14 protein-coding genes are annotated in these 16,037 nt (G+C 46.5%); 8 read left to right on the forward strand and 6 right to left on the reverse strand.

The window, feature by feature from the left end; genetic code table 11:
- Complete coding sequence (locus tag G395_RS0104595; protein ID WP_026628997.1) at nucleotides 1-2,157, reverse strand: GH92 family glycosyl hydrolase; 2,157 nt, start codon at nucleotides 2,155-2,157, stop codon at nucleotides 1-3.
- Nucleotides 2,158-2,238: 81 nt separating this feature from the next.
- Nucleotides 2,239-3,000, reverse strand: a complete 762-nt coding sequence (locus tag G395_RS28535; RefSeq protein ID WP_051349981.1) for a helix-turn-helix transcriptional regulator — start codon at nucleotides 2,998-3,000, stop codon at nucleotides 2,239-2,241.
- Nucleotides 3,001-3,168: 168 nt separating this feature from the next.
- Here G395_RS28535 and G395_RS28540 point away from each other — a divergent pair, with 168 nt between their 5' ends.
- Genes G395_RS28540 through G395_RS0104620 form a run of 4 tightly spaced genes read left to right on the forward strand, consistent with a single transcriptional unit; the run spans nucleotide 3,169 to nucleotide 8,198 of the window.
- The gene (locus G395_RS28540) at nucleotides 3,169-5,508 is read left to right on the forward strand and encodes a TonB-dependent receptor (protein ID WP_169719997.1); all 2,340 of its coding nucleotides are present in this window, start codon (nucleotides 3,169-3,171) and stop codon (nucleotides 5,506-5,508) included.
- A gap of 28 nt (nucleotides 5,509-5,536) precedes the next feature.
- Nucleotides 5,537-6,775 (forward strand): DUF4374 domain-containing protein, encoded by a 1,239-nt coding sequence (locus G395_RS0104610; protein ID WP_026628998.1) that lies wholly within the window; start codon nucleotides 5,537-5,539, stop codon nucleotides 6,773-6,775.
- A gap of 28 nt (nucleotides 6,776-6,803) precedes the next feature.
- Nucleotides 6,804-7,979, forward strand: coding sequence for a PepSY-associated TM helix domain-containing protein (locus G395_RS0104615; RefSeq protein WP_026628999.1), 1,176 nt, complete (start codon nucleotides 6,804-6,806; stop codon nucleotides 7,977-7,979).
- 18 nt (nucleotides 7,980-7,997) lie between these two features.
- Nucleotides 7,998-8,198: a hypothetical protein gene (locus G395_RS0104620; RefSeq protein WP_035360465.1), complete on the forward strand. Its 201-nt coding sequence runs from the start codon at nucleotides 7,998-8,000 to the stop codon at nucleotides 8,196-8,198.
- A gap of 71 nt (nucleotides 8,199-8,269) precedes the next feature.
- On the opposite strand, the gene G395_RS0104625 is transcribed toward G395_RS0104620, so the two are convergent.
- On the reverse strand, nucleotides 8,270-9,139 hold the full coding sequence (locus tag G395_RS0104625) for a 3-keto-disaccharide hydrolase (RefSeq protein ID WP_026629001.1): 870 nt from the start codon (nucleotides 9,137-9,139) through the stop codon (nucleotides 8,270-8,272).
- Nucleotides 9,140-9,258: 119 nt separating this feature from the next.
- On the opposite strand from G395_RS0104625, the gene G395_RS0104630 reads away from it, so the two are divergent.
- Nucleotides 9,259-10,095 carry an AraC family transcriptional regulator gene (locus G395_RS0104630; protein WP_026629002.1) on the forward strand — a complete coding sequence of 279 codons (837 nt, stop codon included), beginning with the start codon at nucleotides 9,259-9,261 and terminating at the stop codon, nucleotides 10,093-10,095.
- A 14-nt stretch (nucleotides 10,096-10,109) separates the two neighbouring features.
- On the opposite strand, the gene G395_RS0104635 is transcribed toward G395_RS0104630, so the two are convergent.
- Nucleotides 10,110-11,492: a bifunctional class I SAM-dependent methyltransferase/glycosyltransferase family 2 protein gene (locus G395_RS0104635; RefSeq protein ID WP_026629003.1), complete on the reverse strand. Its 1,383-nt coding sequence runs from the start codon at nucleotides 11,490-11,492 to the stop codon at nucleotides 10,110-10,112.
- Entirely contained in the window at nucleotides 11,489-13,003 is a 1,515-nt protein-coding gene (locus G395_RS0104640; protein ID WP_211237743.1) for a hypothetical protein, read from the reverse strand. The genes G395_RS0104635 and G395_RS0104640 overlap by 4 nt, the downstream gene beginning before the upstream one ends.
- Before the next feature lie 145 nt (nucleotides 13,004-13,148).
- On the opposite strand from G395_RS0104640, the gene G395_RS0104645 reads away from it, so the two are divergent.
- The 3 genes from G395_RS0104645 to G395_RS28545 all read left to right on the forward strand — a co-directional run bounded on the left by G395_RS0104645 (nucleotide 13,149) and on the right by G395_RS28545 (nucleotide 15,335).
- Nucleotides 13,149-13,943 carry a hypothetical protein gene (locus G395_RS0104645; RefSeq protein WP_035360388.1) on the forward strand — a complete coding sequence of 265 codons (795 nt, stop codon included), beginning with the start codon at nucleotides 13,149-13,151 and terminating at the stop codon, nucleotides 13,941-13,943.
- Between the two features lie 132 nt (nucleotides 13,944-14,075).
- A complete protein-coding gene (locus G395_RS0104650) occupies nucleotides 14,076-14,897 on the forward strand; it encodes an AraC family transcriptional regulator (RefSeq protein WP_026629006.1) in 822 nt (273 codons plus the stop codon).
- Between the two features lie 69 nt (nucleotides 14,898-14,966).
- Nucleotides 14,967-15,335, forward strand: a complete 369-nt coding sequence (locus G395_RS28545; RefSeq protein WP_051349983.1) for a VOC family protein — start codon at nucleotides 14,967-14,969, stop codon at nucleotides 15,333-15,335.
- Nucleotides 15,336-15,404: 69 nt separating this feature from the next.
- On the opposite strand, the gene G395_RS28550 is transcribed toward G395_RS28545, so the two are convergent.
- Nucleotides 15,405-15,929, reverse strand: a complete 525-nt coding sequence (locus G395_RS28550; protein ID WP_035360468.1) for a DUF4142 domain-containing protein — start codon at nucleotides 15,927-15,929, stop codon at nucleotides 15,405-15,407.
- Nucleotides 15,930-16,037 lie beyond the last annotated feature (108 nt).

The raw sequence follows: 16,037 nt of genomic DNA on the forward strand, positions 1-16,037 counted from the left end.
CTATTTAGTCAGGATTTCAACTTCTCCCCCATTGTTGAATAATTCGTGCGGAATAAAATAGCCTTTATTTTCCTTTCCGTTAACCTTAATAGCCGAGATTGCCCGGCCGCTGCCCGGCTTTTTAATGGTAATGATCTTCCCATTGCTTGTCCGCCATTTTACCTCGTCGAAAAGCGGTGCGGTTACCAGATATTCAGGATCGGTTGCCGAGAATGGGTATAATCCCAGAGCCGTAAAAACATACCAGGCCGACATTTCGCCCGCATCGTCCATCCCGCAAAGCGCCAGTCCGTTCTCCCCTATTCCATACAAATTGTTAAGAATGTTATCGAGCTGCTTTTGTGACTTTTCGGGTTTGCCGATAAAGTGATATGAAAACGGCGCTTCATGATCCGGCTGGTTGCCATGGCAATACTGGCCCACCATTGTTTCTATATTCCGGGCAATATGCTTCGGGTTCCAGGGCACGGTAAACAGCGAATCCAACTTAGACTCAAATCCCTCAGGTCCACCATATAGCGCGATCAGCCCAGGCATATCGTGCGGCGCGAAGAACGAAACCTGCCATGCATTTGCCTCCCGGTACATGTATTCATAATAAGGATATTGCGGATCGAAAGGCTTGATCCATTCACCGTTGGCGAGTTTTCCGCGCATAAACCTGGTGGATGGATCGAACATATTTTTGTAATTCTTCGACCTAGCCATGAGCGTCCTGTAATTGGCTGTGTCGCCGAGGCTTTTCGCGATTTGCGCAACGGAATAGTCGTCGTAAGCATATTCAAGTGTTTTGGAAACACCGGCTGCGGCTTTTGTTTCCACCTCAGGATTGGCAATGTCAGGATCTGGGATGAAACCGAGCGCCTTGTATTCCTTGATGTAGGGACGCGCGCCGCCTTCGGTGTTGGCGTTTTTCAGCAGGATTTCATAGGTGCCTTTGATATCGAAATCGGTGATGCCGCGCAGGTATGCCCCGGCGATGGACGATGCGCCATGGTCTCCGTGGAAAAATGTTGGAATAAAACCTTTTTTATCCCCAACGTCTTTCATAGACTTGATCACGTCCAGCGTCACTTTCGGTGAAATGAGCCCTAAAAGCACATCTTTATTCCGGTAAGTGTCCCATAATGAAGGTTCTGTATAATAATCGAAGCCGGTTTTCGCCACTTGATTTTTCGCGTCTGTAAACTCGCCGTTTACATCACTGCGCAATGCAGGCCAGAGGAATGAGCGGTACAAACAGGAATACAGCATTTGTTTCTGCTTCTCGTTTCCGCCTTTCACCTGGATAGAAGACAGCAGCGTTTCCCATTTTCCGGTCGCCTCGGCGCGGATCTGGTCAAAGGTTTTAGCGCCAATTTCTTTTTCAAGATTCTCCTTTGCATTCTCCACGCTTACAAACGAAATGCCGATCTTCATTTCCACAGGCGCCTTACCATCGGCCAAGTGAACGATTGCATAACCTGTTTGAGCGCCTTCTTCTTTTTCTTCCAGCTTTTCAATGTCCGTGTTCAGGCGGGCATAAAAGAAGATTTTTTCACCCGTCTGCTGGTAACCCTGTACAGCATTGTTACCAGCCTTTTCAATGTTCCAATTTGAGATCTTGTTATTCGCTTTGGCGAGGTCAAAGAGAATTTGCCTTCCCTTATTATTTTTGAATTCATATTGATGAAAACCTGCCCTTAATGTGGAGGTCAGCTTCACATTAACCTCATAATCATCGAGATACACCTGATAAAACCCTGGTGCAGCGCTTTCTTTCTGGTGACTAAACCTCGAACCGAACTTCTCTCCGGGGTTTGACAATGGCAAAACAGGAATGTTGCAAAGATTCCAATGTCCCTTATTTGTATGCGTGAAAGCGAGGATCAGCGAGTCCTCATATTCATAGCCCGCTCCCGAGCCATATTCTGTCATTGGGCTGAGTTGCACCATTGCGTTCGGCAGCGAGCTTCCGGCAAATGTAAGCCCGGCCCAGGATCGCCAGCCCTGCGGCAACTCGTAACCCAGGATTTTCGGGTCTGTCAGCGGGGCGGTGCCGATGAATGTGTTTACGTATTTTGTATAAACCGGTTTGGTCTGGGCGAGCATGTAGTTGGATGCAAGCAGGACAATCCATGCAGGCCAGAAAATGGGTTTGAGCGTTTTTAATGTCATTACAAAATGGATTTAGGCTAATGTTCTTTGAATAGCTGGCCTGTAAAGGTAAGTCTGAATTCGTTTTCTGCACCCGGCCTGCTATCCTTTTAAGTCTTTGGGCAAAAAACCGAATTTTCGCTTAAATGCGGCTGTAAAATGTTGCGGATTTTTATATCCTGCCAATGCGGCTATTTCAGCAATGGAAGCTGCATTGCTTCTATCCTGGATCCTTTGCCGGGCTTCTTCAAGACGGATATCTGTGATAAACCCAAAAATGGTCGTCCCAAATAATTCTTTAAAACCTTCCTGCAATTTGGTGCGGTTAATGCCTGCGGTTTTGGAAAGCTCTTCAATGGAATGAGGATTGTGAATATCTGCAAGCAACAGCGCCCTTACGTCATTCAGCTTCTCAATGTCCATTTTCTTTAAGACCTTCTTTCCCACCGGCAACGCATTGATCTGACTGATCTGCAATGTGAGCAGCTCAACAACTTTTGCTTCAATAAATAATCTTTTTAATGTGCCCGAGAGGCCGCATTCGTCGATTTGAGCCAGGATTTGCTTCATAGCGCTCGTCATGGGAAAGCTCCGGTTGCCCATGATCGCAGGCAAATTTTTTTCAATGTTTTTGCCAAAATCACGCAGGATTTCAAGATCATTATGAAGAACGCGTTTCAGGAAATCGAGCGAAAGCTCAATCTCAATGCTGTCCGGACCAGACTGTTTTAGAAGATTCGCCTTTCTGTGTGATCCTGGGTAAAATAGCAGGGAATGTGAGCCGCACCTTTCAAAATGCATTCGCAGATAGGGAAAATCGCTTTCCGATGCGTGTGTAATATCATTTTCTAAAAAAATTTTCATTCGAAACTCCTGCTTTTAGCGTCATTAAAAGTGCATGTAGCGTTAACCGCCCGAGTCAACCCACCCGTAGCTTTGCACTTATTTTTAACCAGTCTTAATTAACAAATTTATACACAGTTGACAAAATCTCTCCCCGTCCTTCCACTTTTATTTATAATGCTGCTTTTTATGCGGTTGTCAGCGGCTGGTCAGGAAACCACTATTATTTCCGGATTTGTGAAGGACAGCGAGGGAGAACCTTTACCCGGCGCCTCTATAACTGTGATGAACACGGTCAAAGGAACGCTAACCGACAGCCTTGGCACATTCCGGATTACAGTGCCTGCTATGGAGTCTTATACAATTGACATACAACACATTGGTTTCAAAAAGCTGACGCGCACTATTGCCCGAAAAGACATCAGAAAAGGCAGTCTTACTTTCACATTGCTAGACGACCAAACCCAGCTTTCGGAGGTGCAGGTGATGGGGCAATCCGAAACCCAGCAAGCAAAACTGCAACCGATCAAGGCTGAGGTGATCAATACGAAAGCGGTTCAGCAGCAACCTTCATCATTGGTTGAACTCATGAACCGCTCGGCAGGGATCCGCATTCGGCAGACGGGTGGGCTGGGCTCTAATTCAGGACTTATGATGAATGGCTTTCAGGACCGCGCCATTAAAAATTTCCGCGACGGCATTCCGCTTGATTATCTGGGCGCGGGATATAACATTTCGCTCGTGCCGGTGAATATGCTCGAACGCGTGGAAGTGTATAAAGGCGTACTACCGACTGCGTTAGGCGCGGACGCGTTGGGCGGGGCGGTGAATATGGTTACTAAGAAGTCACTTTACCGTTATGCGGAAGCATCTTATGAAATTGCTTCGTTCAACACCCACCGGGCATCATTAAACGCATTATACAGCGACACAACCCGCCATTTCTTTGTGGGCGCTGATGCATTTCTGAACCGCTCGGACAACAATTATAAAGTGGATGTGACTGTTACAGACCAGGAAACAGCAGCACGTACGCCAGCCACAGTGCGGTTATTCCACAATCAGTTCACGAACTACTATACAGAAGGTTATGCAGGATTGACCAATCTGCTCTGGGTTGATGAGCTTCGCGTGGGTGTGACGTGGTTTCACATTAACAGGCAGAATCAATATGGCTCAACCATGTCGCAGCCATTTGGCGCCTCTGTCAGCAGGCAGCATTCGGTAATTCCCACACTTCGCTATCGCAAAAAGTTTGGCCGGCTCGGGATTGACCAGTTCCTCACAGCCAGCAACATTCATACTGCGCAAGTCGACACAGCAAGAGGCACTTACGACTGGTATGGAGGGTTTATTCCCAGTCCTTCCCGCCTGGGCGAAATTTCCATGCAAGGAAGTTTGTCCGACATAAAGTTTTCCTATTTCACTTCACGGACCCATCTGAGCTATCAGGCTGCGGAAAATCATCTTGCGGAATTGAATGTTGTTTCTACGAACATTGGTCGCACCGGAACCGATCCTATGGGGTTAACATTGCCTCAGACCGGCCAGGATATTTTATCCCTCCCCGCCAAATACTACAAAATTATCGGCGCGGCGGGAGTTCAATCCGTTTTCTTGAACGGGAAGCTTACCAACAACCTGATTGCGAAGTTCTTTCATTACAATACGTCAACCATCAATGTTGACATGTACGGAACCGCGCTTGGCGAACACAGGTCCACTTCGGAAAATAGCTTCGGCATTGCGGAGGCAGTGAAGTTTGTATTGACAGGCAATACTTTTTTGCGGCTTTCGGCGGAGGCGGCTACACGCTTGCCTGAGCAGGATGAAATGTTTGGGGACGGAAACTTCCATCGCTCTAATTTCCTCTTGACACCTGAAAAAAGCACCAATTTCAATCTGGGCTTCCGAACGGAAAAAAGGAACGCTTTCAGTTTAGAAGTCAACACTTTTTACCGCATTACAAAGGACCTGATCCTGAAAGTGCCGGTCGATTTTTTGTTTACCCAAAATCAAAATGTTGAAAATGTAAAAGGACTTGGCCTGGAAGCTGACATGACGGTGTCCCTGAATCGCTGGCTGCGGGCGAACGGCAATTTCACTTACCAGGATTTCCGCCTTTTCGACACACAAAACCGGCAGACGGAAAAGGCCAGACTGCGCAATACGCCCTATTTCTTTGCTAATCTCGGCCTGAATAGCACGCTTAACCACATTGGGAATAACGGGAAAATCCACCTGTATTATTTCTTCACATTCGTGCGGGAATATTACCTGAATTACGTCCCCAAAAACCTCGAACCCGACGGTTTCCTGGGGTTATGGGGCAAAGCGAAGTTCGATGCGCCCAACATTATCCCTAACCAGGGCTTACACTCAGCAGGTTTCACTTACCATCCCGGCGGAGAGCGCTTTTCTATTGGTTTTCAGGCCAAAAACTTCCTGAATGCGCGTATATATGACAACTTCCGCATTCAGAATGCCGGACGCAGCTTGCACTTGAAACTTAATTATACCCTCAAATAAATCTTAGTTTATTCTCAAATCCAATGTTATGAAAATCCCTTTATTGAAGTATCTGTTCTACTTTTTCGCTGCCTCCACATTTATCGGATGCTCGTCCGATGACGACGTAGACAGTCCGAACCCGGAAGAAAAAGACAAGTTTATATTAATGACCACCACATCTCGCTTTGAGTCCGGTTTTATCACACCGCTGGAAGGACTTCCGTCGGGAAGCATTCAAAACAACAATCCTAAAACGTTGCAGGTTGCGAGTGCATTTGGCTTCCGCACTTTCAAAAACTGGCTTTTCAACCGCTCGAATGCTGCCGGTGATGAAGGTTTGCAGAAATATACCGTTAATTCTGACGGCAGTCTCAAAGATGAGGGCTTCATTGCTGGCTCTACTCAATATCTGGTTGTAAATGAGACCACTGGCTATTATCTGGACGTCACACGCGGGACGCTCAAATTACAGAAGTTCAATCCGACGACCATGTTGCGGACGGGTGAAGTGGATTTATCAGTCGTAAAGAAAGACGGCGTTGAATATCAGGTTGTAGGCCAGCATACCATTGCTGCCAAAGAAGGGAAACTATTCGTCGGGATCACTTATGGCACCAAGAAGGGTGCCGGTTATGGCGATGACGTTTTCAATGCGGTTGAATTTGCGGTGGTGGACCTGGCGAGAGACAAATATGAGAAAACGATCAAATATGATGGTTTGAAAAGCATTGGCTGGGGATCGTCGGGAAATAAGATGTGGTCAATCGGCGATGACGGTGCGCTATATCTGTACAGCACGGGATTAGGTAACTCTGCGTTTTCAAACCCTTCCATTATCCGTATCAAAAAAGGAGAAACTGATTTTGACAAAACCTGGGTGTTTTCTACAAAAGCGCTGAAAGCAGGAAACTCCATTGCAACAGCATTGGTAAAAGGTGGAAAATTATATTTTGAAATGGCTACAGTGCCGCTAAAAACGGACTACTCCAACCTTACTGCAAGTATTTTTGAATACTATACTTACGATATGACTTCAAAACAAATCACCAAAATAGAAGGAATGCCGCTGCATGATTATGCATATGCCAATGAGCAAGCCATCACTGAAATTGACGGTAAAGTTTACTTATGGGTCAGGAACGGCACGGTAACAACCAGCGGCACCACCAGCGTAACCACCGTGAATGAAGATGGATATTATGTTGTAGACGGCAACAAAGCAACCTCTGTGTTCAAAGTTGCACATGACGGATCCATTCAAGGTTTTGCGAAACTGAGTGAATAATTAATCAACCAAAACAGCATTCAACAATATGAGCTCTGTCAAAAAAATCCAGACCTGGTTCCAGATACACAAATGGACGAGCCTGATATGCACGGCATTTTTGCTTATGCTTTGCCTTACCGGCCTTCCGCTGATCTTTCATGAAGAAATCGAAGAGCTGGAAGGCAAACCGCACATGGCAAAACAAGTGCCCGCAGGAACGCCCAAGGCCAGCCTGGACAAACTGGCAGAAACGGCATTGGCCACCTATCCGAAAAAGGTGATCCGTTACGTCTACTGGGATGAACATGAGCCAAACACAACCGCATTCAGCCTCTCAGATTCCATTAACGCGGCACCGGATAATTACACAACGGTGATCGTGGATGACCATACGGCTGAGGTTTTGGAAACACCCAATTACCAGGAAGGTTTCATGTACATCATGTTCCAGCTGCACGTGGATATGTTTATGGGAATCGGCGGCAAATTATTCCTCGGCGTAATGGGGTTGTTATTTATAGCAGCCATTGTCTCCGGCATTATGCTATACGGCCCGATCATGAAACGGTTTGATTTCGGTATGATCCGGACGGCGCGCTCTACCCGGCTCAAATGGCTTGACCTGCATAATTTACTTGGCGTGGTGACCATTGTATGGGGAGTTGTTGTAGGCTTTACGGGCGTTATTAACACGGCGTCGGAGATTGTGCTGGGGCTTTGGCAGCAGGGTCAGCTTGCAGAAATGACAGCGCCCTACATCAATGCATCGCCTTTGTCAGGAAAGTTAAGCCCAGTAGATCAGGCAGTTACATTGACCAAACAAGCAGCCCCCGGCATGGAACCATCCCTGATCGCCTACCCCGGAACTCCATTTTCGAGCAAACACCACTATGCAGTTTTTGTAAAAGGAAATACACCATTGACGAAGCGCATCATTAAGCCAGCTTTGATTGATGCTAAAAAGGGAGTGCTGACGGACCTGCGCGATATGCCTTGGTTTGTAAATGCACTGTTCATTTCCCAGCCACTGCATTTTGGGGATTATGGCGGCCTGCCGCTCAAAATCATCTGGGCGCTGTTTGACATAGCCACAATTGTGATCCTGGGCAGCGGGTTGTACTTATGGTTTGCACGAAATAAAGCCACAAAAGCGCATATCAAAAGGCTGGACAAGAATGATACTGAAATCCTGACAGTTCAGGCGCATAGTGAAAACGTTTAACTTCAAATGTACCGGATTATGGTAAAAAGTGTTTTCTGGAAAGTCTGGGGACTTCCCATCATTATCGGAATTTTATCTGCAATAGGACTTTTATCGGCGCTTACCGGAGACGGTTTCTACGATTTGCTGTCCTGGCTTACTCTGGGCATTCCGGTGGTTCTGGCAGTTTGGTATTTGGTAAAACCAAAGAAAAACCCAACCATAGGCCGAGCCAGATAATATTGTTCAAACTGAAAAAGCCAAATAGACTCCGCTATATCCTTGCGGAGTCTATTTGCTTTTATAAAGTGTTAAAATAAGCTTGCGTAATCTTTGGGCAATGCCGTAAGTTCTTTGATCAGAATGTCGCGATAAAATACTTCTGCGGCTTCACTTTGCAGCTGGATTTTCCCGCTGGTCATCGGCACATTCTTACCGTCCGGTGTAATGTAACGCGAATTATTGAGCACCATAACCACGTGGCCGTTAACGATATGCAAACTTTTTCCTTCAAAGCAAATCAGTTCAAGCGTCGTCCATTCGCCAGCTGGACTTTCATGGTTTTCAGAGCGCATGCAATAGTAATCGCTTCCTGTTTTGAATGTACCAAAGGGTTGTTTATGATCCGCAACCCGGTTCATTACGCCTTCCGAGGGAAAGGATCGAATATCGATGGCCGAATTGGCCTGACACCAGAAATCTCCCATATGCCCCTCCATAATCTGAAATTCCTGCGAAAGCATCCATGAGCGCCAGTATTCAGCGCCTGCCTCGCCATTGGAATGATATAAAATACCCGAGTCGCGGAGCTTGTCTTTTCGGGGCTCATATTTTTTCTCGCCCCACTTCATTTGCAATTTGAGATGATAATTCTTGTAGGATTTTTTGGTAAACAAACAGCCGTAAGTCTCGCCGCTTACGTGTAATACCGGGGATCCGGAAGTATTATCTACTGAGAAAACCCTGCCGTTATCTTTGTTATAGCCAATTGGCGCAATGGGTTTTCCGCTCGCATCAGTTGGTACTTTTCCATTATAACCGGGCTTGTGATTGTAGCTCAGATAATTTTCCCACTGCGAAAGGTCTTTATCGAGCATCGGGGTCCACTCGTCTGCATTACGCATGGAAAACAGAGTGCATATCGCGATTATAGCGGTTAATGTGAGTAGTAGAAGTCTCATAGCTTGATGTCGTCTGGGCGGTTGATTGGTTTTATGGACACAAATTTAGAAATGACCCCGCCGATTCTATTGTAAAAATCCATTGTTAATTGGTATGTTTATGGTGTTCTTCAAACCCCATGAAACGCTACGTCCTTCATTCACCATTCAGCATTTATCATTTCGAGGCCGAAACCTGGACGCACTCGGTCCATAAGCATACGTATTTTGAGATTATTTTTATACTGAAAGGAAATGGTGTCCACCATATCAATGGCAATGCGTTCCAATATGCCGAGGGAGATGTTTTTCTGCTGGGCCCGGAGGATTTCCATCATTTCGACATTCAGGAACTGACAGAATTCAGCTTTGTCCGTTTCAATGAGTCTATTCAGAAGCAGCTGCCTGGCGATAAGGAGCGCCCCTGGCAGCCGGTGATCCGGAATTTGCTGAACACCTCATCGCAGAGTCGCGGATCAATTGTCACAGATAAGCAGGAGAAACAGAAGCTGCATCATCTGCTGGCGGTCCTGGAAGCAGAATCGGCCAATGACCAGTCGCAGTATTTTGAGATCATCCGCGATAGTCTCATGCGCAGCATGCTCATTATCCTGGCACGCAACCTGTTCAGTCAGACGCCCGGAAAGCCAGTTACGAAGGATTCAATAGAAGCGATTTTAATGTATATCCGGCAGCACATTTACCGGCCCGAAGAACTGACTATTGAACATCTGGCCGAAACTTTCCATTATGCGCCTGCCTATATCAGCCTCTTTTTCAAGAAGCAAACCGGCGAATCTTTAAAACAATACATTATCAAGCACAGGATCAAACTCATAGAAGCGCGCCTGCTGTACAGCCAGCTTACCCTGAGTGAAATTGCTGACGAGTTCAGCTATACGGACGAAAGCCATCTTTGTAAACAATTCCGAAAATACACCGGCGCTACGCCAACTGCTTTCCGGATGCGGATGTGAAGCAATGCTGCGGTTCAGGTGAACTTGATTTTTTTCACGGCAAATGCAGTCATGCGCAGCAAAAGCCAGCCATGCTTGAAGCGCGAAATGTTCGTTTCGCCATATGTGCGGGCGCGGTAACGGATCGGGATCTCGACAAATTTCAGGTTTAACTTGGCAGCACCGAAAATCAGGTCGAAATCGCCGAATGGATCGAAATCACCGAAATAAGACCTGTTAACAGCTAGTTTGAGATAGTTTTCCTTTGAAATCACCTTGGTACCACATAATGTATCCTTCAAGTTCTGGCCCAAAAGCCAGGAAAATGCGAGGCTGAAAAACTTGTTACCCAGCAAGTTCAGGAAACGCATTGCCTCCTTTTCCATGGGATACACCAGCCGCGAACCATTGATATACTCCCCTTTCCCCGACGCAATGGCATTGAAAAACTTGGGAAGTTCCTCGGGCGCCACCGTCATATCGGCATCCAGGATCATCAGAATGTCCCCGCTCGCCATGCTATAACCCTTCCTGACCGCGTCGCCTTTGCCTTTGCCCGTTTGCTGCGCCCATTTTATGTCCCTAAATCCGCTATAATGAGCGCCCAACCGCTCGATCTCAGGCCAGGTTTGGTCCGTGGAATTGCCTTCTATGAAAATCAGTTCTGTATGACGGCCCATCTCGGGTGTGCGCTGCATGAGGGCTTCAATGTTGCCTTTCTCATTGCGGGCGGGAATGATAACGCTTACGCTCATCTCGCCGGCTGGCTTTACAAGCACGCGCTTGCTCCTGGCCACCAGGCAAGTGATCAGTCCCAGGGAATTGATGATGGGCAGATTTGCTACATACCGGTTCAGGAAATTGGATACAAAGGGAATATATTTAGGAAAGATCATCTTCTTGTCGTAGCTGATCAGATCGAAATCCGAGAGATTAAGGAGCGAGATAATGTCGCTGATATCGAGCCAGTTCTGACGCTTCTGGGGCATTTTCAAACCAAGCTTTTCTGCAAGGTTCAGCAATGGCCTCCATATGAAATTGGTGGAAGTGATCACCAGGCGGGTCTGCGGCGTGAATGCTTTGTGAATTGCTTCAAACACCATTTGAACATCCCTGAAACCTCCTATTGCATCACTGATGATCACGTAATCGAAGGTTTCGTTCAATGATAAATGTTCCGCCCCCATTTCCAGATAGGTGTTGCCCGGGCGATGGATTCTCGCAAAACGGATCATTTCGTCCGAGATGTCAATGCCGACGCCCCTTGCCGGCCGGAGCTGTTCCAGCAGATAGCCTGTGCCGCAACCAATTTCCAGCACGGAGGATCCTTCCGGCACGATGAATTTCAAATGCTTTACCAAAGTCCGATGGTAATACGCATTTTTCCTGATCCATTTTTCTCTTGTCTCCCCTGTCATTTGAAGTGCAGTTTATACCAGCCGGGATCGGCCAGAATCAAAAGATGCTCATTGGGAATAATTCGGTAATCACTGCCGGGAAATGTGCGGTAAAAGCCGCTTTTGACCAAATCCTTTTCGTAGACATAAAGAAGGGGCTTGCCAAGAATATGGCGCGGGTATTTTCCGCCGTAATCCCAGAAGCTTGGATAAACATTTTCGAAATAGCGTATGTGCTGAAACGGAACAATCACCTCCGAGCCGGGCGGCAGCTTTCCGGCCAGATCATGCAGTTCATTGGCAATGCCATCCGGGTAAGGATCCAGTCCGAGGCGTGTTTTGATCATGTAAGATACATTAGCACTTAACCCGGCAGGCCTGGACTCGAATGTAAAATAATGCGCAACCAAAAACGGCGCCATAACAAATTGCAACACGCAGCCCGCCAGCGTCCAGGACAGTGCATTTGGACCGATTAACATGCCTGACTGCGCGAACCGGTGACTCAAAAACAGGAAAGCGCCAAACATGAAAGCCCACAAACCGCTTATCCTCGGCGGGTACGAAATCCCCGGGTAAATGGTTGGAAAGTAATATAGCGACTCCACAGCAAACATCACAAACAAGACCATATAGCAACCTGCCAACAACCCAACAATGAGACGCTTACGCACAAAGGTACGTAGCCAAGGGACAAAAGGAATCAGCCCCAAGCCAAAAGTCATTAACCCGACCAAGCCCGAAAACACAACATAATAAACGAACATCATGTTAAACTCAACTTTTGCAAACGCCTGGGCAAGACGGCTCGTTTGCGGTCCGTTCAAATGCGAAAGCCACCATAAACCAAGGGCAAACAATATGAGAGAGATGCCGGTGATGGTCGCATTTCTTCTGTTTAATATATAGCTCAAACCCGGTTTGCCCGGATTGCGAAGAACCAGATCCACTACCGAGCAAAACAATAACAAACAGCAAATGAGCACAATGGCAGACTCTTTGGCCAAAAATGCGAGTGACAGCCACACCAGGCTCATCCCCCACTTGCGTTGCGCCAGACTTAATGCAAGCAAGGCAAGCAGCGGAATCAGGTATTGCTCGGGATGCCAGCCAAAATAATCCAGATACATAAAATACGCCATCGGCCCAAAAACGTAGAACAGGACCGTGAGCCAGGAAGCACGGCTTTCCAACGCATTAAAGTGCGGGAGACTTTGATAGTATTTCCAAAAAAAGACGCCAACCAGACATACATAGGCTATAAAAAGCCCATAAACGCCCATCGGCTTCGTAAAAATGCCTGCAATGGGAATGAGATAATAGTTATGCTGCAGCGCATGGTTTCCGTAGATCGTATCAAACAGCAATGGTCGGCCCTCCAACCAGCCCCGGCTCAATTGCAGGATCACCATGCCGTCGGGATACTGCTCAGGGCTTGTTTGAAATTGGAACACTTTAAGTAAATACCACAATATACAGCCCACAATGGGAAGCATAACGAGGAACGCATTGGTATATCGGCTCATAGGCATGCTTAAAAGGTCGTTTATCAAGCACTAATACTCCCAATCCTTTTTATACTTTTTAATAGTTTTTAGCATTTCTTTCAAGTTGAGCGTCCGGGTGCCCTATACCTTTGTCAACAGAAAATCAAAACAAGTCCAAACCATTTTAGTTATGAAATCTTATCAATTAAAAACAAAAATCAGAAATGCAGCAATCTTTGCCTGCATTGCACTCATGTCCGCATGCAACTCCGACAGTGATGAACCGGAAACACCATCTCCCTCACTCAATTTCACCGAAGTGAAAGGCAGCGGGGACATTACTACGCAGATCGCGGCATTCCGAACTTTACTCGGAGACCAATTGAACACAACACCAAATCAAAATACCGGACGACGTGAAATTAACTGGGACGCCGTTCCCGACAACCAGACCAATACAGACAACTTCCCCGGCGATTTTTTCAATAGCACAGATCCGGCCGTTGCCGCCGGAAGAAAACGCGGCGCTATTTTTTCCACGCCTGGAAAAGGGTTACGGATTAGTGACAAAAATTTCAGTGACCTCGTTTCCAGCTATGGCGAGCAATTCAGCTCATTCAGCCCTGCCCGCACATTCTCAGCAGTCGGAAGCAATAAAATGGACGTAACATTCAAGGTTCCGGGCACAGCTATCAATGCTTTTGTTAAAGGGTTCGGCGTTGTGTTATCGGACGTGGATCAGGCAAACTCTACTACCCTTGAATTTTTCGAAGGAGATAAAAGCCTCGGCAAATTCAAGGCGCCGATCCGGAAGGACGCCAACGGCTTTTCATTCCTTGGCGTGGTATTTCCAGATAGCAAAGTTACAAAAGTTACCATCACCACCGGATCAGCGGCAATCAGCAACAAATATGCAGATAATGCTGAAAATGACCTAGTTATCATGGATGATTTCTTTTATAGTGAACCTCTGGCAGCGCAATAATGATCAATTAGCATTAAATTTTGAAAAAAAAGGCGAATCCTGGTGAGAATCACCGGGATTTGTCTTTTTAGCATTCCAACACCAGCTCGAATTGCAAACCTTATATTTGTTTTTCAAATAACCTCCTAAACATTGAAATACGAAACTTTTCAGCCACAGCCTGATCTGGCGTCATTCGTCAAATGTTACCGGACACTGGAAGTGCCCGCAAATGACGACGCTGCCAAGCAACGTATATTGCCGGACGCTTGTATTGAACTATGTTTTATGCTCGGCGACGATGTTAAAAGGTTTACTTCCGAAAGCGACTTTGTGATCCAGCCGCGCGAAATGGTCCTCGGGCAGATTACCGAGCCATATTACATTCAACCGATTGGTCATGTAAAGTCCTTCGCGGTTCGCTTTTATCCTTATGGGTTTGCAAATTTGATATCAACGCCTATCGTCCAGCTGGCCAACAAGGAAACTCCGATTTCAGCGCTTTTTGGTCCTTCCATAGCAGACGATCTATCTGGAAAAATAAATCATGCAATTCATACGGAGCAAAGGATCAAGGTCATTGAGGATTTCCTGCTCGAAAGAATGACAAACCGGGCGACGATTAATAAGACCGTTAAACTGACCGTGGAAGCGCTGCTTACGGCCAAGGGTAGCCAATCCATAACTTCCATAGTTAAGAACGACCTCACGAAAAAGCGAAAACTCGAACGCGCATTCTCCCGGCAAATCGGGTTAAGCCCCAAACAACTGAGTAAGGTTATACGCTTACAAGCCGTGTTAAAAATGCTGCTTAGCCAGCAGACCGAAGGCCTGACACAGGTCGCATATGAAAGTGAATATCATGACCAGGCACATTTCATAAAAGATTTCAAAGAATTCACAGGCATAAGTCCCAAGCATTTCCTTGGGGCAGAATCACTTGCCCTTTCGGCTTTGCTCTATGCAAAGGACTAGTGTCGCAATTTTACAATTTTGATCTTTTGGTCGAAGGTAGATTTGCAGCGTACAAAAAATAACATAGCTATGCATAATCTAATTTCAATCGTCGAAATTCCGACCAATTCCTTCCGACGATCCATCGACTTTTACCAATCCATTCTTAGTATCAGCATACAGGTCATTGATGTGGAGGGGACACAGATGGGTTTATTTACAGGTGAAGAAGGCTCTGTCAATGTTGCGCTGGTGCACGGAAACGACTACAAACCATCCGAGCGCGGCACGCTGGTATATCTGAATGGAGGGGAAGATTTGCAGACAATCCTCGACAAAATAGAAACGAATGGAGGCAGGATAGTTGTTCCAAAAACTGAGATAGATCCCGAAAACGGCTTCTTCGCAACGTTCATGGATAGCGAGGGGAACAAGCTAGGGCTGCATTCTTTTAAATAAAACCGGACCCGCCAAATAAAGAAAGCGTCCAGCCTTGTCGGCTGGACGCTTTTAGCATTAATCCGGATTTTACTTCACTGTTGAACCCGCTTGTGTTGCAGGGAAAAGTGCTTTTGCCATTTCTAAATGGTGCTTTAAAGCCGGGATTTTAGAATCCGCCCACTTTTTAAAATCGGGATCTTTTCCTTCGTTGGATTCAGATTGAAATAAGCCGATCGTTTCTTCGTGGGAAGCAATCATCATATTCATGTAAAGCATATCAAATTGCTCGCCGGTTTGCGCGTTCAGGCTGTCGTACATTTGCTGCTTTGCAGTGCTGAGCTGGGCTGGAATGCTCACCTGCTTCTTGGCTGCCAGCGCTTTCAGCTCATTATTTACCTTCGTATGGTCTTTAATCATCGATTTGCCAAAATCCTTGCACTTCGCAGCAGTGGCCTTCTTTACAGCAAGTTCACCTAATTTCACTTCAAGCATCCCGCCATCAGCGGCCGCCAGCACGAACTTCGCGTCCGGTGAGTCTGCTTCAAAGCGGTCAGAAAATGCCAGCACGGCGCTTAGCAGTACACAAGTCACTAATAATAGAATCGCTTTCATCTGAAAATCTGGTTTAAGTTTGAAAATCAGCAGTCGTTCTAAAAACCATGCCAGTAACAGCAGATAAAACGCTTTATGGGATTGGTACAATTTTTATCGTTTGAATGG

This window comes from Dyadobacter alkalitolerans DSM 23607 (assembly GCF_000428845.1).
Taxonomy (GTDB): Bacteria; Bacteroidota; Bacteroidia; order Cytophagales; family Spirosomataceae; genus Dyadobacter; species Dyadobacter alkalitolerans.

Coding starts and splice junctions, on each gene's coding strand:
- G395_RS0104630 (WP_026629002.1), top strand. CDS start 9,259: ATGAAACGCTACGTCCTTCATTCACCATTCAGCATTTATCATTTCGAG.
- G395_RS0104595 (WP_026628997.1), bottom strand. CDS start 2,157: ATGACATTAAAAACGCTCAAACCCATTTTCTGGCCTGCATGGATTGTC.
- G395_RS28545 (WP_051349983.1), top strand. CDS start 14,967: ATGCATAATCTAATTTCAATCGTCGAAATTCCGACCAATTCCTTCCGA.
- G395_RS0104635 (WP_026629003.1), bottom strand. CDS start 11,492: ATGACAGGGGAGACAAGAGAAAAATGGATCAGGAAAAATGCGTATTAC.
- G395_RS28550 (WP_035360468.1), bottom strand. CDS start 15,929: ATGAAAGCGATTCTATTATTAGTGACTTGTGTACTGCTAAGCGCCGTG.
- G395_RS0104615 (WP_026628999.1), top strand. CDS start 6,804: ATGAGCTCTGTCAAAAAAATCCAGACCTGGTTCCAGATACACAAATGG.
- G395_RS0104610 (WP_026628998.1), top strand. CDS start 5,537: ATGAAAATCCCTTTATTGAAGTATCTGTTCTACTTTTTCGCTGCCTCC.
- G395_RS0104640 (WP_211237743.1), bottom strand. CDS start 13,003: ATGCCTATGAGCCGATATACCAATGCGTTCCTCGTTATGCTTCCCATT.
- G395_RS0104620 (WP_035360465.1), top strand. CDS start 7,998: ATGGTAAAAAGTGTTTTCTGGAAAGTCTGGGGACTTCCCATCATTATC.
- G395_RS28535 (WP_051349981.1), bottom strand. CDS start 3,000: ATGAAAATTTTTTTAGAAAATGATATTACACACGCATCGGAAAGCGAT.
- G395_RS28540 (WP_169719997.1), top strand. CDS start 3,169: ATGCGGTTGTCAGCGGCTGGTCAGGAAACCACTATTATTTCCGGATTT.
- G395_RS0104645 (WP_035360388.1), top strand. CDS start 13,149: ATGAAATCTTATCAATTAAAAACAAAAATCAGAAATGCAGCAATCTTT.
- G395_RS0104625 (WP_026629001.1), bottom strand. CDS start 9,139: ATGAGACTTCTACTACTCACATTAACCGCTATAATCGCGATATGCACT.